17 protein-coding genes, 1 tRNA gene and 1 pseudogene are annotated in these 21,177 nt (G+C 64.2%); 7 read left to right on the forward strand and 12 right to left on the reverse strand.

The window, feature by feature from the left end; all coding sequences use genetic code 11:
• The first annotated feature begins 56 nt into the window (after positions 1 to 56).
• Complete coding sequence (locus ASC83_RS23635; RefSeq protein ID WP_082522472.1) at positions 57 to 488, forward strand: helix-turn-helix domain-containing protein; 432 nt, start codon at positions 57 to 59, stop codon at positions 486 to 488.
• An 89-nt stretch (positions 489 to 577) separates the two neighbouring features.
• The gene (locus ASC83_RS15265; RefSeq protein WP_162245497.1) at positions 578 to 1,027 is read left to right on the forward strand and encodes an SMI1/KNR4 family protein; all 450 of its coding nucleotides are present in this window, start codon (positions 578 to 580) and stop codon (positions 1,025 to 1,027) included.
• A gap of 752 nt (positions 1,028 to 1,779) precedes the next feature.
• On the opposite strand, the gene ASC83_RS15270 is transcribed toward ASC83_RS15265, so the two are convergent.
• From ASC83_RS15270 to ASC83_RS15290, 5 genes are all read right to left on the reverse strand, one after another.
• The gene (locus ASC83_RS15270) at positions 1,780 to 2,334 is read right to left on the reverse strand and encodes a hypothetical protein (RefSeq protein ID WP_156379516.1); all 555 of its coding nucleotides are present in this window, start codon (positions 2,332 to 2,334) and stop codon (positions 1,780 to 1,782) included.
• Positions 2,335 to 2,688: 354 nt separating this feature from the next.
• On the reverse strand, positions 2,689 to 3,249 hold the full coding sequence (phaR, locus tag ASC83_RS15275) for a polyhydroxyalkanoate synthesis repressor PhaR (protein ID WP_056064204.1): 561 nt from the start codon (positions 3,247 to 3,249) through the stop codon (positions 2,689 to 2,691).
• A 284-nt stretch (positions 3,250 to 3,533) separates the two neighbouring features.
• Positions 3,534 to 3,610, reverse strand: a tRNA-Val gene (locus tag ASC83_RS15280).
• Positions 3,611 to 3,726: 116 nt separating this feature from the next.
• Entirely contained in the window at positions 3,727 to 5,940 is a 2,214-nt protein-coding gene (locus tag ASC83_RS15285; protein WP_056064207.1) for a bifunctional (p)ppGpp synthetase/guanosine-3',5'-bis(diphosphate) 3'-pyrophosphohydrolase, read from the reverse strand.
• Positions 5,937 to 6,905 (reverse strand): alpha/beta fold hydrolase, encoded by a 969-nt coding sequence (locus ASC83_RS15290; protein ID WP_056064210.1) that lies wholly within the window; start codon positions 6,903 to 6,905, stop codon positions 5,937 to 5,939. Before ASC83_RS15290 ends, ASC83_RS15285 begins: the two co-directional genes overlap by 4 nt.
• A 116-nt stretch (positions 6,906 to 7,021) precedes the next feature.
• On the opposite strand from ASC83_RS15290, the gene ASC83_RS15295 reads away from it, so the two are divergent.
• Complete coding sequence (locus ASC83_RS15295; RefSeq protein ID WP_056064213.1) at positions 7,022 to 7,804, forward strand: 3-hydroxybutyrate dehydrogenase; 783 nt, start codon at positions 7,022 to 7,024, stop codon at positions 7,802 to 7,804.
• Positions 7,805 to 7,920: 116 nt separating this feature from the next.
• On the opposite strand, the gene ASC83_RS15300 is transcribed toward ASC83_RS15295, so the two are convergent.
• Positions 7,921 to 8,634 (reverse strand): SIMPL domain-containing protein, encoded by a 714-nt coding sequence (locus ASC83_RS15300; RefSeq protein ID WP_056065118.1) that lies wholly within the window; start codon positions 8,632 to 8,634, stop codon positions 7,921 to 7,923.
• Between the two features lie 217 nt (positions 8,635 to 8,851).
• Here ASC83_RS15300 and ompR point away from each other — a divergent pair, with 217 nt between their 5' ends.
• Together ompR and ASC83_RS15310 are read left to right on the forward strand one after the other, a co-directional pair.
• Positions 8,852 to 9,583, forward strand: a complete 732-nt coding sequence (gene ompR / locus ASC83_RS15305; RefSeq protein WP_015014739.1) for a two-component system response regulator OmpR — start codon at positions 8,852 to 8,854, stop codon at positions 9,581 to 9,583.
• Positions 9,584 to 9,589: 6 nt separating this feature from the next.
• The gene (locus ASC83_RS15310) at positions 9,590 to 11,119 is read left to right on the forward strand and encodes a sensor histidine kinase (RefSeq protein WP_056064216.1); all 1,530 of its coding nucleotides are present in this window, start codon (positions 9,590 to 9,592) and stop codon (positions 11,117 to 11,119) included.
• Positions 11,120 to 11,180: 61 nt separating this feature from the next.
• Here ASC83_RS15310 and gudD read toward each other — a convergent pair whose 3' ends face one another.
• From gudD to ASC83_RS24355, 4 genes and pseudogenes are all read right to left on the reverse strand, one after another.
• Positions 11,181 to 12,533, reverse strand: coding sequence for a glucarate dehydratase (gudD, locus tag ASC83_RS15315; RefSeq protein WP_056064219.1), 1,353 nt, complete (start codon positions 12,531 to 12,533; stop codon positions 11,181 to 11,183).
• Positions 12,534 to 12,582: 49 nt separating this feature from the next.
• Entirely contained in the window at positions 12,583 to 13,572 is a 990-nt protein-coding gene (locus tag ASC83_RS15320) for a tripartite tricarboxylate transporter substrate binding protein (protein WP_200938941.1), read from the reverse strand.
• An 85-nt stretch (positions 13,573 to 13,657) separates the two neighbouring features.
• Positions 13,658 to 14,017: dihydrodipicolinate synthase family protein (locus ASC83_RS24350; protein ID WP_235509387.1), on the reverse strand; the 360-nt coding region annotated here is incomplete at its 5' end.
• 1 nt (position 14,018) lies between these two features.
• A pseudogene (locus ASC83_RS24355) lies at positions 14,019 to 14,641 on the reverse strand (5-dehydro-4-deoxyglucarate dehydratase); the annotation flags it as partial.
• A gap of 342 nt (positions 14,642 to 14,983) precedes the next feature.
• Here ASC83_RS24355 and ASC83_RS15330 point away from each other — a divergent pair.
• The gene (locus ASC83_RS15330; RefSeq protein ID WP_056064226.1) at positions 14,984 to 16,021 is read left to right on the forward strand and encodes a LacI family DNA-binding transcriptional regulator; all 1,038 of its coding nucleotides are present in this window, start codon (positions 14,984 to 14,986) and stop codon (positions 16,019 to 16,021) included.
• A gap of 45 nt (positions 16,022 to 16,066) precedes the next feature.
• Here the strand turns inward: ASC83_RS15330 and ispF are convergent, their stop codons facing one another.
• Positions 16,067 to 16,546 (reverse strand): 2-C-methyl-D-erythritol 2,4-cyclodiphosphate synthase, encoded by a 480-nt coding sequence (ispF, locus tag ASC83_RS15335; RefSeq protein WP_056064230.1) that lies wholly within the window; start codon positions 16,544 to 16,546, stop codon positions 16,067 to 16,069.
• A 114-nt stretch (positions 16,547 to 16,660) separates the two neighbouring features.
• Positions 16,661 to 17,575: a 2-C-methyl-D-erythritol 4-phosphate cytidylyltransferase gene (locus ASC83_RS15340; protein ID WP_082522473.1), complete on the reverse strand. Its 915-nt coding sequence runs from the start codon at positions 17,573 to 17,575 to the stop codon at positions 16,661 to 16,663.
• 97 nt (positions 17,576 to 17,672) lie between these two features.
• On the opposite strand from ASC83_RS15340, the gene mfd reads away from it, so the two are divergent.
• The gene (mfd, locus tag ASC83_RS15345; protein WP_056064233.1) at positions 17,673 to 21,137 is read left to right on the forward strand and encodes a transcription-repair coupling factor; all 3,465 of its coding nucleotides are present in this window, start codon (positions 17,673 to 17,675) and stop codon (positions 21,135 to 21,137) included.
• The last annotated feature ends 40 nt before the right edge of the window (positions 21,138 to 21,177 follow it).

Below are 21,177 nucleotides of genomic sequence, written 5' to 3' on the forward strand. Positions count from 1 at the left end.
TATCACCCCAGAGTTACATGACAAACTCGCAGAGTTGAAGCAACCAAACACTGGGCATGACACCCACAACAACTGCGAGAACCCGGCAAAAAAATAAGGGGTTAGCCGCCATGACCCTGGGCGAGCGGATCCAGTGGCTATTGGTGGTTCGACAACTCACCCAAGCAGAGGCGGCAAAGCTCGCTGGCGTGAGTCAATCTGCCATTTCCAACCTGGTCCGACTTCCAGGTAGACAACCCAGCTCGCAGACGCTTCTCGCGCTTGCCAAAACATTGAAATGTGATCCCCGCTTTATCGCCAGCGGAAGCCCTTCGCCAGACATTTCAAGCGTCCAGGGACATCACATGAATGACGGCGAAAACATTGAGCTGCTAACACTGTTCGAACAACTGGATCAGCCAAAGCGTATGCAACTGCTAGTCATTGCCAGAGTCCTCGCAGGCACTGTCACGCCACAGACATTTCACAGGCGGGGCGACACAAGCTAAGCAGTGCTGGTCTTTTTTTGAAGGGCGTCCATAGGGCAACGAAGCTAAACTTCGGCATTCGGCCAGAAGCTGAAGTTCCAATGACACTCATGCAAGACATTGAAAATGCCATCAAGGCTGTGACCATTGCGGGCAGCGAGGTCTGGACTGCTGGCGCAGCCAGTGCATCCGACATCGGCGTTGCTGAGCAAGCCCTGTCAACAGAGTTTCCTCCGTCATACCGGCGCTTCCTCGCTGCCTACGGTGCATTGAGCGTCGGCGATTCATGTGTTTCTGGCGTCCTGCAAGAGGGACCGTTGACAGATGAAGGGGGCAACGTGTACTTCGATACGCTGAGCCTGCGGCGCGATTTCGGCCTGCCTTATGAGCTCATTGTCGTATGTGTCCACGAAGACGGCGCGTACTGCCTAGACACGAGCAGACGGCAGGCGGACGGTGAATGCCCCATCGTGAATTTCGAGCGTCATTCCATCCAGCATGAAAAACCGGTCGCGCCGAACTTCGAGAACTGGCTGATTGACTTCAAGTTGGCCCGGTAGCCGTCTTTTTTCAGACGTCTGCTTTGGGCCCGAAGCAGCCGGTGGAACAAATTACCCCAAGCTGCCGTTGATTCACTAGCCGCTAGCCTGCTGTCCAAACCGCGCTGGTTAAACGTCCGGTGCCTGCTTAAACTTGCAAGCTATAGTTTGCCTAGTTGAAGCTTGCCAGGTTTCACGGATTTTTATACCTAGCTGTTTGACATGAGTGCCACGCCAATATCGGATGCTATCGAATCGCTCGCGAATGCCTGGAACTCAGAGAAGTGTGAGGAATTCTTTAGACTCGTGGACAGTGCGACCATCGGCATTCGGGCTGTTGATGTCCCTCCAGAGCTTGTTGGTCGCACTATCAGTCATTCTCCGCCGGGCATAACGTTGGGTTCAACAAGTCACGGCGGTAGGTCCAGAGTTCTGGCTTTCGCAGACCCCAAAGAGTACACCGAGAAATTCGGAGGTCAGTGCAACGGAGAAATGTCTGGCTCTGAACTATTCAGGGTCGTCTTGCACAATCCTCATTGCGGCGGAGTGCTTCTGAACAGCGCGCTTAGGGAAGTAAGTTTTCCACTTGAGCGCGAAGACATTGAACGGTTTGTTCAAACGGAGAACTCAAAGCGGAAATCATGGTGGCGCAAATGGGTGTGAAGCGGAGGTTCAACATGGAAATCCATCGGACCTACATCGACGGCCGCTGATTTCTAGGTTGAGGGTCCGCTTTCATTCGCCGTCAGTGGCTGTTCCTGGCCGCAAGCCGACTAGGCCCAGAACCAGATCATTCCCTGGTTCGCACAGGAAGCCTTTATAAGAAATTCGCGCAGAGATTGGATGTCGTTGAGCGCAACGTCCACCAGCTCTCGCTCATCCTGCTCAGCCTCCAGCGCATATGCACGCGCTCGATGTTCAGCTGTAGCTACGTCCAAGGCGCCCAATGCAGCTTGAAGCTCAGCCACTTGCGCTTCTCGAAAAGCGTGCGAGTGTCCCAGTCCTACTTCTCCCAGCTCAATAGCTTGTCCGAGCATCTCACCTCGGTAGCGACCTCCGACATTCGGAAAATTGGTGACCCCGTCAATTTTGGCCGCAGTTCCATTGAGGACGAAATAGAGAGCCCCCCCGGAGTACAGCGTCCTACATGCGGCGGCTGATTCCGGCCAGACACATCCGACGTCTACCTCGACTCTTCTTTCCACCTCGCGCTTCGAAAACCAAGAACCAACCTTCTCGGTTTTAGTCAACGTCGGGCGCCTGCCCTCGATGAAATCGCGCGTGTACTGGGCGTGGGCTCGAAGATAAGCTAGTTGCTCGTCACTCACGGCGCACAGTCTCAGGTCGTATCCCATTGTCCTCCCCCAAAACTTCCGATTGGCCTTAATGTCTGCTGTTGGCCGATAGTCGTCGCTCCGACCCATTACATACGATACATTTCGGTCATCCCAGGCTGACGAATCCGACTTTGGGTGTTTTGGTGGGGGCAATTGCTTCGCTCATATCCCCGTATTGTCCCAGTTCCGGCGTTGAGCGGTCAGGATTGCCGATTCATCGCAAGGTTTGCCACCTGCCGCAACCTGCGCAACCGGTGCTGCACCAGCCCGCAGCCGCCATTCAAAGGCAGCACCACCGCCCTAGCGGCGCCGCCCAGGGGCAAGGCGCCGCAGGCGCCTCGGGGGTTATCTTTTCAGTCCAAATGCGCCCAGCATCTGCTCCGTCTGCTTTTGCATCTGCTCCTGCATCTGGGCCAGCATGGTCTGCGACTGCTCGACATAGTTGCCCATCATGCCCTTGAGCATGGGCGACTGCAGGCTCATGAACTGCGCCCACATCTCGGGCGTCACGCTTTGGGACTGCTCGGCCAGCTTGGTCTGCACGTCGGTGAAGGCCTGGACGTTCTTCTCCAGGTACGCGCCCATGAACCCCTGCATGGCATGGCCGTAGAACCGGATGATGTTGGCCAGCACCGCCTCGGTGAACATCGGGGCGCCGCCCGCCTCCTCTTCCAAAATGATCTGCAGCAGGATGCTGCGTGTGAGGTCTTCGCCCGTCTTGGCGTCGCGCACCACGACGTTCTGGTGGTCCATCACCAGCTGGCGCACCTCGGCCAGCGTGATGTAGGTGGAGGTGTCTGTGTCGTACAGACGGCGGTTTGGGTACTTCTTGATGACGCGCTGGGCCGATTTGGACGCAGCGGTTTTCGGTTCGGACACAACGAACTCCTCGGGCTCAAAACCCATGTATTGCAGTGCAGCACATTCTAGGGAGACTGCTGCGCCGCTGCGGCAAAGGAATACCCTGAGGACGCAGGACAACCGAGTGTCGCACGTGTGACTGATAGGTCCGGCTCTGTGTGTCGTGGAGCTTCCGGCACCACACACCACAGCCCGGCAACAGCGCGTGAAGCGAAAGAATGAAGCGAAAACAAAAAAGCCACCTTTGCGGTGGCTTGCTGCATGAACACCGCTTGCGGTGTTGTTGCCAAGTTTTTTTTCACTGAAAGCTGGTGTCTTTCAGAAAAACTTGGTAGGCGCGATTGGACTCGAACCAACGACCCCCACCATGTCAAGGTGGTGCTCTAACCAGCTGAGCTACGCGCCTGTCGTTATCAAGACCACGATTATAGCCATAAAAATCGCCCCCTCGGGCACGGCAGGCTACAAATCACACAACGCGCGCGAAGCGGGCTCACAGGCAAGGCCCGCGCGCGTCTCGCCTCAACGACGGCGGGCAGAACGAACGCCCTGCACCCCAGCCACGATGCCGAGCACCTTGTTCAGGCGGCCTGAGTCGGACACTTCTACCGTGAACGTCATCCACGCCGTGCCTTTGACGGACTGGGTCTGCACACCGATCACATTGGTTTTTTCGCGGGCAAACACTTCCGAGATGTCGCGCAGCAGGCCCTGGCGGTCGGCGGCCTCCACCGCGACGTCCACCGGGTACACCGCCGTGGATGCCGATGGCTTGGGCACGCCCCACTCCACCTCGATCACACGCTCGGCATTGCGTGCCGCCATCTCGCGGAAGTTGCTGCAGTCGGCACGGTGCACGCTCACCCCTTTGCCACGCGTGACAAAGCCACGGATGGTGTCCGGCGGTGCGGGCTTGCAGCACTTGGCCAGCTGCGTCATCAGCGAGTCGATGCCCACCACCAGCACACCGCCCTTGGGGGCCGCGTCGTTGGTGCGTGTTTTCTTGAGCAGCAGATAGTCGTCGGGCTGCAGCACGGGCTCGGGCGGGCGCAGCACCGTTTCAATGTTGCGCAGCGAAAACTCGTCCTTGCCCACCACCTCAAACAGCGCGTCGGCCGACTTGAAGCCCAGTTGCACTGCCAAATCGTCGAGCTTGATGGCGGTCTTGCCCTCGCGCTGCAGCAGCTTTTCGACCGCCTCGCGGCCCCGGGCCACTGTCTCGTGGGTGGCCTGTGCGTTGAACCAGGCACGTACCTTGGCCTTGGCGCGATTGCTGGTGAGATAGCCCAGCTCGGCATTGAGCCAGTCGCGCGAGGGGCGCCCTTCCTTGACGGTGGAGATTTCAACCGTCTGCCCGTTTTGCAACGGGGTATTGAGCGGCACCATCACACCATCGACCTTGGCGCCCCGGCAGCGGTGGCCCAGGCTGGTGTGGACCGAGTAGGCAAAGTCCACCGGGGTGGCGCCCTGGGGCAGCTCCACCACGGCGGCATCGGGGGTCAGCACGTAGATGCGGTCCTCGAACAAGCCCCGGTTGGGCAACGCGCCCGCCAGGTCCCGCTCCCACGCCAGCAGCTGGCGCAGCACGGCAATCTTGGCGTCGTACTCGCCCGTTGCAGACACACCCGCATAACCTTTGGCCCCGGCCTCCTTGTAGGCCCAGTGCGCTGCCACGCCATGCTCGGCGTGTTCGTGCATGGCCTGGGTGCGGATCTGGATCTCGATGGGCTTGCCGTTGTCGTCCCGCACGATGGTGTGCAGCGACTGGTAGCCGTTGGGCTTGGGCTTGGCGATGTAGTCGTCAAACTCCTCCACGATGGGCTTGAACTGCTCGTGCACCCAGCTCAGGGCGGCGTAGCAGTCCTTCACCGTGGGCACCACCACACGCAGCGCGCGGATGTCGAACACTTGGTCAAAGTTGAGCGACTTGCCACGCATCTTCTTGACGATGCTGTAGATGTGCTTGGGGCGGCCCGCCACGGTGGCGCTGATGCTGCGCGCACGCAGGTCGGATTCGAGCCGCGCGCGCAGCTGCTCCATATAGACCTCGCGCTCGCCACGCTTTTCGTCGAGCAGGCGGGCCACTTCCTTGTAGGTGTCGGGCTCCAGGAAGCGGAAGGACAGGTCCTCCAGCTCCCACTTCACCTGCCAGATACCCAGGCGGTTCGCCAGCGGCGCAAACACCTGCAGCGACTCGCGCGCCAGACTGGGCGACACGGGGCGCTTGCTGGCCGCATGAAAACGGAGCGTCTGCAAGCGCGAGGCCAGCCGCAGCATCACCACCCGCAGGTCGCGCGAGAACGCCAGCAGCATCTTGCGCACGTTCTCCGTCTGCACGGCGGGGTCGTCCAGCGGTGCAGCCGCGCGGGCCTGCTGCTGCACGCGCATCAGCTTGGTGGTCTCCACCGCCAGCGCCGCGAAGTTGGCGCCAAAGGCCTTGGCGATCACCTCCTCGGGTTTGTTCAGATGGATGCAGGCGTGTACCAGATAGCTGGCCGCCTGCATGGCTTCGGAACCGCCAATACCCTTGAGGATAGCGGCTACCGCATCGGCATGGGCCAGCGTGTTCTCGCCGGAGTCGAGCGTTTCGCCCGCCATCAGGGGTTCGGCAAAAGCGCGCGCGCGGGCCAGCGCGTTCACCTGCTCCGGCAGGGTGTGCGCCGTGGCAGCGATGAGCTGGGGGACAGCGTCGGCCTGGGGGGTGAGAGACGCTGGTGCAGGAGGGTTGGTTTTCATCCGGCCACAGCACCTTCTGCCGCCAGCAGGAAACTCGCGACTGCGGCGACCTGGTCTTCCGCCACCAGCGTGGGCGCGTGGCCCACACCGTCAAACTCCACCACGCGGGCCCGGGGCCCGCGCTGCGCCATGGCCTGCGCCGTATCGCGTGAGAGCAGGTCGGACTGCGCACCGCGCAACAGCAACGTCTGGGCCGTGATGTGGTCATACAGCTGCCACAGCGCCGCCTCGCCCGCCGCCGCAGCCTCCTGCGTCAACGTCTTGAAGGGCACCGCAATCGCCGGGTCATAGTGCAGCGCGAGGCCGCCTCCGGCGGACTGCGGCAGCTCGCGCACCATGGCGCGCGACAGGTCCAGCCACTGGGCGGGCGTGTGGGGGCCAAAGCTGGTGGAGATGGCCCACATCGCATCGGCCGCCTGCTGCAGCGATGCAAACCGCGCGGGCTGCCCCAGATACTGCCCGATGCGCTGCAGCGCCTGCCACTGGATGACAGGCCCCACATCGTTCAGCACCAGCCGGCGCACAGGCACCGGCAAGGGCAGACCCGGCTGGCCGGTGATGCCCATGCCGATGAGTCCGCCCATGCTCGTGCCCACCCAGTCCAGCGTGGTGATAGGGGCTTGCTGGTGCAACTGCGCCAGCAATGCCAGCATGTCCGCCGCGTATTGGGGAATCTGGTAGCCCATGGGGTCGGCCAGCCAGTCGCTGCGCCCCCGGCCCACCACGTCGGGGCAGATCACCCGTGCATGCTGGCTCAGCACACGGGCCAAGGTATCAAAATCCCGCCCCTGGCGCGACAGGCCATGCACGCAGACGATGACGTGCGGGTGCGCCGGGTTGCCGGTGGCGTTCCACTCCCAATACGCCATGCGGTGCTGCTGTGCGGGAGCGGGTGCGCGGTCTGAAGTCTCCGGCGAGGCCGCGGGGCCTGGGCACAGTACGTAGTTCAGCGTAGGTTCAATCATGGGTGCGAAATCTGGGGGCAGCGCTCGATAATGCTGTGGTCGTTGGCACCCATCGCTTGCCCCTGAGTGCCGACTTTTTCTTGTCGTCGCATCGTAATTCATTCGGAGAGACTCCCATGCTGAAAGGCAAAACTGCCCTCGTCACCGGCTCCACCAGCGGCATTGGTCTTGGCATCGCCAAGGCCCTGGCGCGCCAGGGCGCCAACATCGTGCTCAACGGCTTTGGCGATGTGGATGGCCCCCGCGCCGAGGTGCTGGCAGCTGGCGAGGCTGCGGGCGCCCAGGTGGCTTACCACGGCGCCGATATGAGCCGTGTGGCCGACATCGAAGACATGATGAAGTACAGCGCCAGCCAGTTTGGCCGCGTGGACATCCTGATCAACAACGCAGGCATCCAGCATGTGGCCAATGTGGAGAACTTTCCCGTCGAACGCTGGGACTCCATCATCGCCATCAACCTGACCAGTGCCTTCCACACCTCGCGCCTGGCCCTGCCCGCGATGAAGAGCGCCAACTGGGGCCGCATCATCAATGTGGCGTCTGTGCACGGCCTGGTGGGATCGGCCCAGAAGTCCGCCTATGTGGCCGCTAAGCATGGCATCGTGGGCCTGACCAAGGTCACCGCGCTGGAGAACGCCACCACTGGCGTGACCTGCAACGCCATCTGCCCCGGCTGGGTGCTGACGCCACTGGTGCAAAAGCAGGTGGACGCCAAGGCCGCCGAACACGGCATCTCCAATGAAGAAGCCAAGAAGCTGCTGCTGGGCGAGAAGGAGCCTTCGATGCAGTTCACCACGCCCGAAGAGCTGGGCGAGCTGGCCGTGTTCTTCTGCTCCCCCGCCGCCAACAACGTGCGTGGCGTGGCGTGGAACATGGACGGCGGCTGGGCTGCTCAGTAAGCCGGCGCCGAGCAATCGCTCTGCTTTTGATAGCTGCCTGCGCTTATTGCACTAGCGCTTGCAGCCGTTTTTATTTCAAACAGGGCACACCCAGCGACTCAGGGAGCTCAGAGGCCTCAGCGCATCTGCACCGAGCCCGACACGTTCACCGTGACCTGGGCCTTGCCCGCTTCCACCGGCACGGCTGAGTCCGAGAACGACGCCGCCTTGGCCTCGGCGGCCATCATGCGGGGCCGGGGGCCGGGCGACATTTCATTGCTGTTCACCGCCACTTCGCGCAAGCTGTAGTTCGCGAATCCAAAGCCCTTGGCCAGTTCGGCCGCACGGGCCTTGAACTGCTCGATGGCCTGGGTCTGGGCCTCGGACTCCACCTTGGCGCGGGCCTCGCGCGACAGGCCAAACGCCACCTGGCTGATCGCCAAGGTCTGAATCTTGCCGGCGGTGGCCGTGATGCGTGCAAAGTCACGGCCCTCCAGCACCAGTTCGGCCCGGCCCTGCCAGCCGTTGATCTTGCCGTCCTTGCCGTAGCGCGGGTACAGCCCGAACGGACCGGTGCGCACGTCCAGCTGTCCGGGCTGCGCATTGCGCTTGGCCTCGGTCAGTGCAGCATCCAGCGCCTGCTTGAGTTGGGTTTGCACGGTAGCGGCATCGGCGGCCTCTTTGCTGGTGGCAAGGTTGAGCACCAGCAGATCTTGCTGCACCTCCACCGTGCCCGTGGCCGACAGCTGCACCACATTGCGCAGCTCAGGGGCCGGTGCATTTTGGGCAAAAGCGGCGCTTGCGCAGGCGATCAATGCACTGGCAGCTATCAATTTGGTAGTGTTTTTCATCATCACACGGTCCTTGTCATTGGTGCACGCCCCGGTTGCCAGGGGTGCGGGGCACCACCTTAACCGCAGTGCGCGACGCCCTTGACAAAGCCATGTCGCACGAGGTGCGAAGCTGGGCAAAACTTGTAACAGTTGGTCAAACCCGGCCTCCAAACCCGAACTTCGGCGTTCCAACTGGTCAGAATTGGCTCTGTTACAAATTGGACTTGAGATCAACATGGCCACAACACCCAATCGCACCGACAAAGTTCTGGTAGTGGACGACGACGCTCGCATCCGCGACCTGCTGCGCCGCTACCTCACCCAAGAGGGTTTTGAAGTCATGGTTGCCGAAGACGGCAAGGCCCTCAACCGCCTGCTGCTGCGCGAGACGGTGGACATCATCGTGCTGGACCTGATGATGCCTGGCGAAGACGGTTTGTCGATCTGCCGCCGCCTGCGCGCCGCCAACGACCGCACTCCCATCATCATGCTCACTGCCAAGGGCGAGGACGTGGACCGCATCGTGGGCCTGGAAGTGGGCGCCGACGATTACCTGGGCAAGCCCTTCAACCCGCGCGAGCTGCTCGCCCGCATCCACGCCGTGCTGCGCCGCCGCCCCGCCCAGGAAGCCCCAGGCGCCCCATCGGGCGACAACGAAGTCGTCACCTTTGGCCCCTTCACCTTCGATCTGGGCACGCGCGCACTGCAGCGCAATGGCGAAGAACTGCCGTTGACCACCGGCGAATTCGCCATGCTCAAGGCCTTGGTGCGCCACCCGCGCCAGCCCCTGTCGCGCGAAAAGCTGGCTCTGCTGGCCCGCGGCCGCGAGTTCGAGCCCTTCGACCGCAGCCTGGACGTGCAGGTCTCTCGCCTGCGCAAGCTGGTGGAGGTGGACGCCGCAGCGCCCCGCTACATCCAGACCGTCTGGGGCGTGGGCTACGTGTTTGTGCCGGACGGAACGAGCTGATAGTTCATGGCCAACACTGAGGGCAAGCCGAGATCTTCGTCCCGCAAGTCTGTCACCGCCCCCTCCGACGCCACCAGCCCTGCCCCGCTGGAGGCCATTCGGCGGGCGCGGGAACAGCGTGCGCGCGTCGGTCTGAACCTTTTCTGGCGCACGTTTTTTCTGCTGGCCCTGCTGCTGGTGGGCAGCATCCTGGCATGGCTGCAAACCCTGCGCGCGCTGGAGTTTGAACCGCGCACGCTGCAGACCGCACAGCAGATTGCATCGCTGGTCAACCTGAGCCGCGCCGCGCTGGTGCACTCCGACGCCATCGCGCGCGTGTCGCTCATCAAGACCATGGCCGACCAGGAGGGTGTGCGCATCCTGCCGCGCGAGCCCAAGGACAAGTACGCACTGCTCGATCCCACGGCCCTGGGCAACCGCCTGACCGACGAGCTGACCATGCGCCTGGGCCCGGACACCATCGTGGCGCAAAGCGTGAACGGAGAAAACGGGCTGTGGGTCGGCTTCAACATCAACGGCGACCCCAACTGGCTTTTGATGGACCGCTCGCGCTTCAGCCCGGCAGGGGGACGCACCTGGCTGATCTGGCTGATCACGGCCGCCGCGCTGTCGCTGGCCGGTGCCGCGGCCATTGCGCGGCTAATCAACCGCCCGCTCAAGCAGCTGTCCTATGCGGCCAACCGCGTCAAAGACGGTGACTTTGCCGCCAGCCACCTCGACGAAGAAGTGGTGACCAGCGAAATCCGCGAGGTGAACATCGGCTTCAACCGCATGGCCCAAAAGCTGGCCAAGCTGGAACAGGACCGCGCCGTGATGCTGGCGGGCATTTCGCACGACCTGCGCACGCCGCTGGCGCGCCTGCGGCTGGAAACCGAGATGAGCGTGACCGACGAAGTGGCCCGCGAGCACATGGTGGCCGACATCGTGCAGCTCGACGCCACCATCGACAAGTTTCTGGACTACGCACGGCCCGACCACGTGACGCTGACCCCGGTGAACCTGCATGCGGTGGTGTCGTCATGTGTGTACGCGGTGCAGGACCACCGCGAGCTGCAGATCACCATGGCGGTGCCTGAGGACCTGAACGTGCTGGCAGACGAGGTGGAATTGGCCCGTGTGATCTCCAACCTGCTGGAAAACGCCCGGCGCTACGGCAAGAACGAGGACACGGGCATCACCAACGTGGACATCGCCGCCAAGAGCCGCGAAAACTGGGTGCTGATCAAGTTGCGCGACCACGGCGCTGGCGTGCCGCCTGAGCAGCTGTCCAACCTCACCAAGCCGTTCTTCCGGGGCGACTCGGCGCGCACGGCGGCGGCGGGTGCAGGCCTGGGGCTGTCGATTGTGGACAAGACGGTGCAGCGCATGGGCGGCATTTTTGCGCTGGCCAACTCCAGCACCGGCGGCCTGGTGGCCCACCTGCAACTGCAGCGCGCCACCAGCTTGCCCGAGGGCGTGGACCCCAAGCAGCGCCTGCAGCGCCCATCCGTCAAGCGCCAACTGCCCCGGCGACGGGCGGAAGACCGGATGGCCTGATCCCCTGCCCTGCCACCAACACAAAGCCCTCCACTGGAGGGCTTTGTGTTTTTCACCCGCCTCAGCGCACCATGCAAGGTGACTTGTTGTTGAACTTCCAGCCGGGGATCAGGTACTGCATCGCAATCGCATCGTCGCGTGCCCCCAGGCCGTGCTGCAGGTACAGGCGGTGGGCGCGCTCAACCTCGTCCATGTCCAGCTCTACCCCGAGACCGGGCTTCTCGGGCAGGTCAATGAAACCATTCCTGATTTGGAACGGCTGCTTCGTCAGGCGCTCGCCGTCCTGCCAGATCCAGTGCGTGTCGATCGCGGTCACGCGGCCCGGGGCAGCGGCGCCCACGTGGGTGAACATGGCCAGCGAAACATCGAAATGGTTGTTGGAGTGCGAGCCCCAGGTCAGGCCGAAGGCCTGGCACATCTGCGCCACACGCACTGATCCGGCCATGGTCCAGAAATGGGGGTCTGCCAGCGGAATGTCCACCGACTGCAGCGCCAGGCTGTGCGCCATTTCGCGCCAGTCGGTGGCCACCATGTTGGTAGCGGTGAGCAGGCCGGTGGCGCGGCGGAACTCGGCCATCACCTCGCGGCCCGAGAACACGCCTTCTGCGCCGCAGGGGTCTTCGGCATAGGCCATCACGCCATGCAGGTCGCGCGTGAGGCGGATGGCGTCTTTCAACAGCCAGCCGCCATTGGGGTCCAGCGTCACCCGCGCTTCGGGGAAGCGCTCGTGCAGCGCGCGGATGGCCTCGACCTCTTCCTCGCCACGCAGCACACCGCCCTTGAGCTTGAAGTCAGCAAAGCCATAGCGCTGGTAAGCGGCCTCGGCCAGGCGCACGATGCCCTCAGCCGTCATCGCCTTTTCGTTGCGCAGGCGGAACCAGTCGTTGTCAGCGCCGGGCTCGGTGCGGTAGGCCAAATCGGTCTTGGTGCGGTCGCCCACATAGAACAGGTAGCCCAGCATTTGCACCGATGTGCGCTGAACGCCGTCGCCCAGCAGCGCGGCCACGGGCACGCCCAGGTGCTGGCCCAGCAGATCGAGAAAGGCCGACTCCACCGCCGTCACGGCGTGGATGGTGATGCGAAGGTCAAAGGTCTGCAGGCCACGCCCGCCCGCATCGCGGTCGGCAAACTGGGCGCGCATGGCATTGAGCACGGCGTTGTGGTGACCCACGGGCTGGCCCACGATGAGCGGTCGCGCATCGTCGATGGTCTGGCGGATCTTCTCGCCGCCGGGTACTTCGCCCACGCCTGTGTTGCCCGCGCTGTCACGCAGGATGAGCAGGTTGCGCGTGAAGAACGGACCGTGCGCGCCGCTCAGGTTCATGAGCATGCTGTCGTGGCCCGCCACAGGCACCACGCGAAGCTCGGTGATAACGGGGCTGCTGGTGGCAGAAGGATTGGAAGAGTTGGTCATGGTGGTCAGAAAACGAGGATGAGGCGCGCCCGGCGCCTCGTGGCAGGGCTCAATCAGCGGTGATTTTTCGGGTCTCGATCACAGTCTTCCAACGGGCAAATTCGCGCGCTTGGTAGGCGGTGAAGGCTTCGGGCGTGCTGCCGACAATCTCCAGGCCCTGATCCAGCATGCGCTTTTTCACGGCAGGGTCGTTGATGGCTGCGATGGCGGCGTCAGCGAGCTTCTTCTTGAGTGCAGGCGGCAGGCCCTTGGGTGCGGCCATGCCCTGCCAGGAGTACACCTCAGCACCGGCCACGCCCGCTTCGGCCAGCGTGGGTACATCCGGCAGCACAGGGCTGCGCTTGTCGCCCGTCACAGCGATGGCGTGCAGCTTGCCCGCACGGATGTGCTGCAACACGGCGTTCACGTTCTGGAACGAGAACTCCACCTGCCCGCCCAGCAGGTCGTTGATGGCCGGTGCGCCACCCTTGTAGGGAATGTGCAGGCCTTCGGTGCCACTCTGCTGCCAGAACACTTCGGCAGAAAGGTGGTCTGACGAGCCGTTGCCCGAGCTGGCAAAACTCACCTTGCCCGGGTTGGCCTTGAGCTGGGCGATCACCTCCTTCACGGTGCGCGCCTTCTGTCCGGGGGCTGCGACCAGCACGTTGGGCGCCTGCACGGGCACGGTGATGTAGTCAAAGTCCTTGAGGGCGTCGTATGGCACGCTCTTGAGCAAATGCGGCGCCACGACAAAGGCACCCAGCGACGACACCAGCAGCGTGTAGCCATCGGCTGGCGCGCGCTTGACCATACCCGCGCCCAGTGTGCCCGTGGCACCCGGGCGGTTGTCCACCACGAAGTTCTGGCCCAACTTGTCGCCCATGTGCAGGGCCATGGCGCGGGCCACCATGTCGGTGGAACCGCCGGCCGGGAACGGCACGACGATGGTCACGGGTTTATCGGGCCAGGTGGCAGCAGCGGGCGCGGCGGTCTGCGCAGATGCGGCAAAGGCAAGGCCACAGGCGGCAGCAGCAAGCAACAGTTTCTTGGCAACGAACATGAGGGTGTCTCCGAAAGTAGTGATGGCAGGCCCTCTGCGGGGCCTCGGGGGTGGATGAGAAAAGGAAGGAATCAGTCGGCCGCGTTCACTGCGGCCCGAGCTTGTCAATCAGCGCCTTGAGCTCTTCCATCTCATGGGGCTTGAGGTCCGTCAGCGGCGCCCGCACCGGCCCGCCGTCATGGCCCACGATGCGCGCCCCCGCCTTGATGATCGACACGCCATAGCCCTCCACCCGGTTGCGGATGGCCAGGTACGGCATGAAGAACGACTTGAGCAGCCGGTGCTGCGTGGTAGTGTCATCGCTGGCCACCGCCTTGTAGAACTCCATCGCCGTCTTGGGGATGAAGTTGAACACCGCCGACGAATACACCGGCGTGCCCAGCGCCTTGTAGGCAGCGGCATACACCTCCGCCGTGGGCAGACCGCCCAGGTACGAAAAGCGGTCNTTGAACACCGCCGACGAATACACCGGCGTGCCCAGCGCCTTGTAGGCAGCGGCATACACCTCCGCCGTGGGCAGACCGCCCAGGTACGAAAAGCGGTCCCCCATCTTCATGTAGATGGAAGACATGGTCTCGATGTTGCCCACACCGTCCTTGAACCCCACCAGGTTCGGACAACGCTCCGCCAGGATGGCCAGGGACTCGGCCGTGAGCTTGGTGCGGTCGCGGTTGTAGACGATCACACCAAACTTCACGCTCTTGCAGACCTGCTCCACATGGGCGATCAGGCCTTCCTGGCCGGCTTCGGTCAGGTAATGCGGCAGCAGCAGGATGCCATGGGCGCCCAGGCGCTCGGCCTCCTGGGCATGGGCAATGGCCGTGCGGGTGGGGCCACCGGCACCGGCAATGATCGGCACCTTGCCCCGGCAGGTATCCACGGCCGTCTTGATGACCTCGCTGTACTCCGGGCCCGAGAGCGAGAAGTACTCGCCGGTGCCACCGGCGGCAAACAGGGCGCTGGCGCCATAGGGGGCGAGCCACTCCAGGCGCTCGATGTAGGTCTTGGGGCGGAAGTTGCCCTGCTCGTCGAAGTCGGTGATGGGGAACGAGAGCAGGCCGGAGCCCATNGAGCCACTCCAGGCGCTCGATGTAGGTCTTGGGGCGGAAGTTGCCCTGCTCGTCGAAGTCGGTGATGGGGAACGAGAGCAGGCCGGAGCCCATGATGGTTTTGAGTTCTTGCGGGGTCATGGTGAAAAGCGGGCGGTGGGTAAGAGGTCTTTAAAGGTCGTACAAGTCACAGAATTTCTGCTCTAAAAGGGGAAATTTCTACGATTTATGCAAATGTTAACGTTAACATCATCAGACAACATAGTGAAAACCCTTATTTTGACGAATTTCACTGGAGTGCCCTCGCACAGGGGTGTGCACGGTGCCAGCCCGAAGTCACGCGCCCTTTAGACTCCACCACCATGCAAGCTCCTGATCCGGCCCGCACTGCCCCACCCTCCGGCCGCGACCGCTCGGCGGTCACGCTGCGCGAGGTGGCCGAACGGGCAGGCGTGTCGATGATTACCGTGTCGCGCGCCATCAACACGCCGCAGCAGGTGTCTGAGCGCACACGGCAACGGGTTCAGGAAGCCGTTTCCGCCTTGGGCTATGTGCCCAACCTGGTGGCAGGCGGGTTGCGTTCGGCGCGCAGCCATGTGGTGACGGCACTGGTCCCCACGCTCACGGGGCCACTGTTTGGTGAAATGGTGCAGGCCCTCACCGATGCGCTGGAACTGCGCGGCTTTCAGGTCATGGCGGGCCAGGTGGGCTACGCCCGTTCACGCGAAGACGAGTTGCTGCGCGCCATCGTGGGCCGGCGGCCCGACGGGATCGTGCTCACGGGGGTCATGCACTCACCCGAGGGGCGGCGGTTGCTGATGGCCTCGGGCATTCCGGTGGTGGAAACCTGGGACTTCACGGACACCCCCATCGACATGCTGGTCGGCCTGCGCCACGAAGCGCTGGGCGCCTCCGTGTGCGAGCACCTGTTCGCCAGGGGACGGCGACGGCTGGCGCTGCTCAGTGGCGGAGACGAGCGCGCGGCGCGGCGCGCTCAGGGCTTTGCCGACGCCGCCGCGCGCCTGGGGCTGCGCCCGCCCGCCGTGCGACTGGGTAAATCACCCACCACCCACGCAGATGGCCGTGCCGGGCTCGCAGCCCTGCTGGCCGACGTGCCCGATATCGACGCAGTGTTCTGCAGCTCCGACATGCTCGCCCTGGGCGTGCTCACCGAAGCCAGGGCCCGCGCAATCGCAGTGCCTCAGCAACTCGCTGTGATGGGGTTTGGCGACATCGACTTTGCCGAGAGCGTCAGCCCGGCTCTTTCCAGCGTGCGCATCGACGGCACACGCATGGGCCAGACAGCGGCTCAGTGGATTGCCGACCGGGCCGAGGGCAAGGCAGTTGCCCAGCCCGTGGTGGACATCGGCTTTTCCATCGTGGAGCGCAGCAGCAGCTGAGCGCTGCAAGACCCTGCGCCAAAGGCCGGGCCAATCCCCTGCGACTTACGCCCGGTAGACCAGCGCTATGGCCCGAGCCTCCATGGCCAGCCCCTGCCCTACCGGGCCCAGGCGCTCGGCCGTCTTGGCTTTCACATTGACCTGGTCCTCTGCCACACCCACCGCGCGGGCGATGGCGGCCCGCATGCCAGGGATGTGCGCCGCCAGGCGTGGGGCCTGGGCGACGACCGTGCTGTCGATGTTGCCGATCTCAAAGCCCGCTGCGCGCACCCGCCGCGCCGCCTCGGCCAGCAGCACGCCCGAGTCTGCGCCCCGGAACGCAGCATCGGTGTCGGGGAAATGGCGGCCAATGTCTCCCAGTGCCGCCGCGCCCAGCAGCGCGTCGGTGATGGCGTGCAGCAATACGTCGGCGTCCGAGTGGCCCAGCAGGCCTGTCGGGTGAGGGATCTCCACCCCACCAATCACCAGGCGGCGGCCGGGCACCAGCGCATGTACGTCCCAACCTTCTCCAATCCTGAAATTCATTTGTCTGCCTTTGTGAAGGTTTGTGTGAGGAGTCGCGGGGAACGTCGGACGGTTTCCCCCGATGAGCAACGCAGTCAGCGCGCCAGTGATGCCGGCAGCGCCATGCGCAGCGGACTAAAAAAGATTCTTCTTGCCAGGGGCCGTACTCACCTGCCCCCGCTCCCCGCCAAAGCGCTCCAGCGTGGTGCTGTGCGCACGCTGGGCCAGCACCGCAGCCGCCAGCGCGAAATCGTCCGGGTAAGTGACCTTGAAATTCTGCGCCCCGCCGGGCACCAGCCGGGGGTGAAAACCCAGGGCCTCCATCGCACTGGCTTCATCAGTCACGTTGGAGCCCACCTTGTCGATGGCCTCCATCAGCGGGCCGATGCGGAACATCTGCGGCGTCTGCGCCAGCCACTTGTCGCTGCGGTCCACGGTGGAGGCCACGCGCACGCCGCCCGGGCCGTCGATGGAAGTCTTGAGCGTGTCGGCCAGCTTGTGCGCCAACAGGCCACCCACACTGTCGCCCGCGCATTGGTCGATGAGCGCATCGATCTGCTCTGAGGTCACGAGGCAGCGCGCTGCGTCATGCACCAGCACCCAGTCGCCAGGCTGGGCACCACGATCCAGCAGCGCCTTGAGGCCACCCAGCACCGTGTCGGCACGCGTGGGGCCACCACACTCCACCACAAAAAATGCGGGATGGGCATGGGCATCCAGAAAGTGATCCCCCGGCGCCACGGCCACCAGCGTCCCCAGCAAGCGCCCGACTCCGGCAAACGCAGCCAGTGTGTGCAGCACCATCGGATGGCCTGCCACCAGGTGGTATTGCTTGGGCAACGGGGCAACCGCCACGGGTGCATTGGCAGACAGCGCTGAGGTGGGCGAAAAAGCCGCCACGGTCGATGCCTGCACAGGCTGTGCTGAAGGGGCCATGCCTGCGCCTGCCGGCACGGCCCGCGACCCGACCCCTGCACAGGGCACCAAGGCCCAAAAACGCCCTTGGGCCGACAAGGGGGTGAGCGAAGGGTGCAACAGAGGAGCAGTCATGGAGCGCTCATTCTAAAATCTCCCGTTGCCCCCGATCCAGCCCGTGCGTGTTTCGCGCCCCTGGGGATGCGGTGGGCCCACTGACGACACCGTCCGCATGGAACTCCCCAAACTCTCCCCCGGAAAACGCTTTGCCCTGCCCCGCCCCGTGGGCAGCGCCGACTCCCTGCTGCTGGCACGCCTGGCCGAGCGCGACAAGGCCGCTGGCCACACCACCGCCATCGTCACGTCCGACGCCACCGATGCACAGCGGCTCATCGACGAAATGGCCTTTTTTGCGCCGGGCCTGCGCTGCGCACTGTTCCCCGACTGGGAGACGCTGCCTTACGACACCTTCTCCCCGCACCAAGACCTGATCAGCGAGCGATTGGCCACGCTGTGGCGCATTTCGCAAGGCGAAGCCGATGTCGTGCTGGTGCCCGCCACCACCGCGTTGTACCGGCTCGCGCCGCCCTCCTTCCTCGCGGGCTACACCTTCCACTTCAAGGTCAAGCAAAAGCTCGACGAGGCCAAGTTCAAGGCCCAGCTCACGCTGGCGGGCTACAGCCATGTCTCGCAGGTGGTGAGCCCGGGCGAGTACGCCGTGCGCGGCGGGCTGATCGACCTGTTCCCCATGGGCTCGCTCGTACCCTTCCGCGTGGACCTGTTCGACGACGAGATCGACAGCATCCGCACCTTCGACCCCGACAGCCAGCGCAGCCTGTACCCCGTGCCCGAGGTGCGCCTGCTGCCCGGGCGCGAGTTCCCCATGGACGACGAGGCGCGCGCCAAGTTCCGCAGCCGCTGGCGCGAGATGCTCGAGGGCGACCCGACCAAGAGCCGCATCTACAAGGACATGGGCGCGGGCGTGGCCACGGCCGGCATCGAGTACTACCTGCCGCTGTTCTTCGACGAGACCGCCACCGTGTTCGACTACCTGGGCGGCGAGGCCACCGTGGTGCTGCACGGCGACCTGGAGCCCGCCTTCCAGCGCTTCTGGCAGGACACGAAAGACCGCTTTCGCCTGGTGCAGGGCGACCCCGAGCGCCCGGTGCTGCCACCCGAGGCGCTGTTCCTCTCGGCCGACCAGTTCTACACGCGCGCCAAGGAGCATGCCCAGCTGTCCATCCGCCCCGGCGTGGAGGACATTGCCGACAACCCGCACTTCCAGAAGCTGGGCGACCTGTCGGTGGTGCGTGGTGCCGAAGACCCGCTGGCCCGGCTGCACGCCCACATCCGCAACACCCAGCACCGCGTGCTGCTGCTGGCTGAAAGCGATGGCAGGCGCGAGAGCCTGCTCGACTTTCTGCGCGCCAGCGGGGTGAACCCGCCAGCCTTTGACTCGCTGGCCGAGTTCCAGGGCGCCCATGAAGAGAAGGTGGGCATCGCCACCGCCGGCCTCACCGTGGGCTTCAGCTGGATCGAGGACGGCATCGACTTCGTCACCGAGACCGAACTCTTCGCCGCCGGCCCCACCACACGCCGGCGCAAGAAGCAGGAGCAGGTGAGCGATGTCGAGGCGCTGATCAAGGACCTGGCCGAGCTCAACGTGGGCGACCCCGTGGTGCACAGCGCGCACGGCATCGGCCGCTACCGGGGCCTGGTCAACATGGACGTGGGCAACAAGAACCCCGACGGCACGCCCGCCATGCAGGAGTTCCTGCATCTGGAATACGCCGACAAGGCCGTGCTCTACGTGCCCGTGAGCCAGCTGCAGCTGATCAGCCGCTACACCGGCGTGAGCGCCGACGAGGCGCCGCTGCACAAGCTGGGCAGTGGCCAGTGGGAAAAGGCCAAGCGCAAGGCCGCCGAGCAGGTGCGCGACAGCGCGGCCGAGCTGCTCAACATCTATGCCCGCCGCGCGGCGCGCGAAGGCCACGCCTTCCGCTACAGCCCGCAGGACTACGAGACCTTTGCCAACGACTTCGGCTTTGAAGAAACGGCCGACCAGAACGCCGCCATCCACGCTGTGATCCAGGACATGATCAGCCCGCGCCCCATGGACCGCCTGGTCTGCGGCGACGTGGGCTTTGGCAAGACCGAGGTGGCGCTGCGCGCGGCCTTCGTGGCCGTCACGGGCGGCAAGCAGGTGGCCTTCCTCGCGCCCACTACCCTGCTGGCCGAACAGCACTACCAGACGCTGGTAGACCGCTTCAGCAAGTGGCCGGTGAAGGTGGCCGAGGTGTCGCGCTTTCGCTCGGGCAAGGAGATCACCGCCGCCATCAAGGGCATCGGCGACGGCACGGTGGACATCGTGGTGGGCACGCACAAGCTGCTCTCCGAATCCACCAAGTTCCACAACCTGGGCCTGCTCATCATCGATGAGGAACACCGTTTCGGCGTGCGCCACAAGGAGCAGATGAAGGCCCTGCGCGCCGAGGTGGACGTGCTGACGCTGACGGCCACGCCCATCCCGCGTACGCTGGGCATGGCACTGGAAGGCCTGCGCGACCTGTCGGTCATCGCCACCGCGCCGCAGCGGCGCCTGGCGATCAAGACCTTTGTACGCAACGAAGGCACGGGCGTGATCCGCGAAGCGGTGCTGCGTGAATTGAAGCGTGGCGGGCAGGTGTACTTCCTGCACAACGAGGTGGAGACCATCGAGAACCGCCGCCAGAAGCTCGAAGAAATATTGCCCGAGGCCCGCATCGCCGTGGCCCACGGCCAGATGCCTGAGCGCGAACTGGAGCGCGTGATGCGCGACTTCGTGGCCCAGCGCTACAACATCCTGCTGTGCTCGACCATCATCGAGACCGGCATCGACGTGCCCACGGCCAACACCATCATCATGAGCCGCGCCGACAAGTTCGGCCTGGCGCAGCTGCACCAGCTGCGCGGCCGCGTGGGCCGCAGCCACCACCAGGCGTACGCCTACCTGATGGTGCCCGACACCGAGGGCCTGACCAAGCAGGCCGCGCAGCGGCTCGATGCCATCCAGCAGATGGAAGAACTGGGCAGCGGCTTCTACCTGGCCATGCACGACCTGGAGATCCGCGGCGCCGGCGAGGTGCTGGGCGAGAACCAGAGCGGCAACATGCTGGAGGTGGGATTCCAGCTGTACAACGAGATGCTCAATGAAGCCGTCAAGGCACTCAAGGCCGGCAAGGAGCCGGACCTGCTCAGCCCGCTGAGCGTGACCACCGACATCAACCTGCACGCCCCCGCCCTGCTGCCCGACGACTACTGCGGCGACGTGCACCTGCGCCTGTCGTTCTACAAGAAGCTGGCCACGGCCAAGACGCCCGACCAGATCGACGGCCTGCTCGAAGAGATCGTGGACCGCTTCGGCAAGCTGCCGCCGCAGGCGCAGACCCTCATCGACGTGCACCGCCTGCGCGTGCTGAGCCAGCCCTACGGCGTGGTCAAGGTGGATGCCGCCCCGGGCGTCATCAACATCACCTTCAAGCCCCAGCCGCCCATCGACCCGATGCGCATCATTGAACTGATTCAGAAGAACAAGCACATCAAGCTGGCGGGCAACGAGAAGCTGCGCATCGAGCGCGAGCTGAAGGAGCCCAAGGACCGCGCACAGATGGTGCGGGACATTCTGCGCAGCCTGGGGCAACCCGTGGTGGCTGCATAGCACTTTACAAGCCAGAGAGGCCACAAGCGCTAGTGAATCA

The sequence above is a fragment of the Acidovorax sp. Root402 genome (assembly GCF_001425125.1).
Lineage (GTDB): Bacteria > Pseudomonadota > Gammaproteobacteria > Burkholderiales > Burkholderiaceae_C > Acidovorax > Acidovorax delafieldii.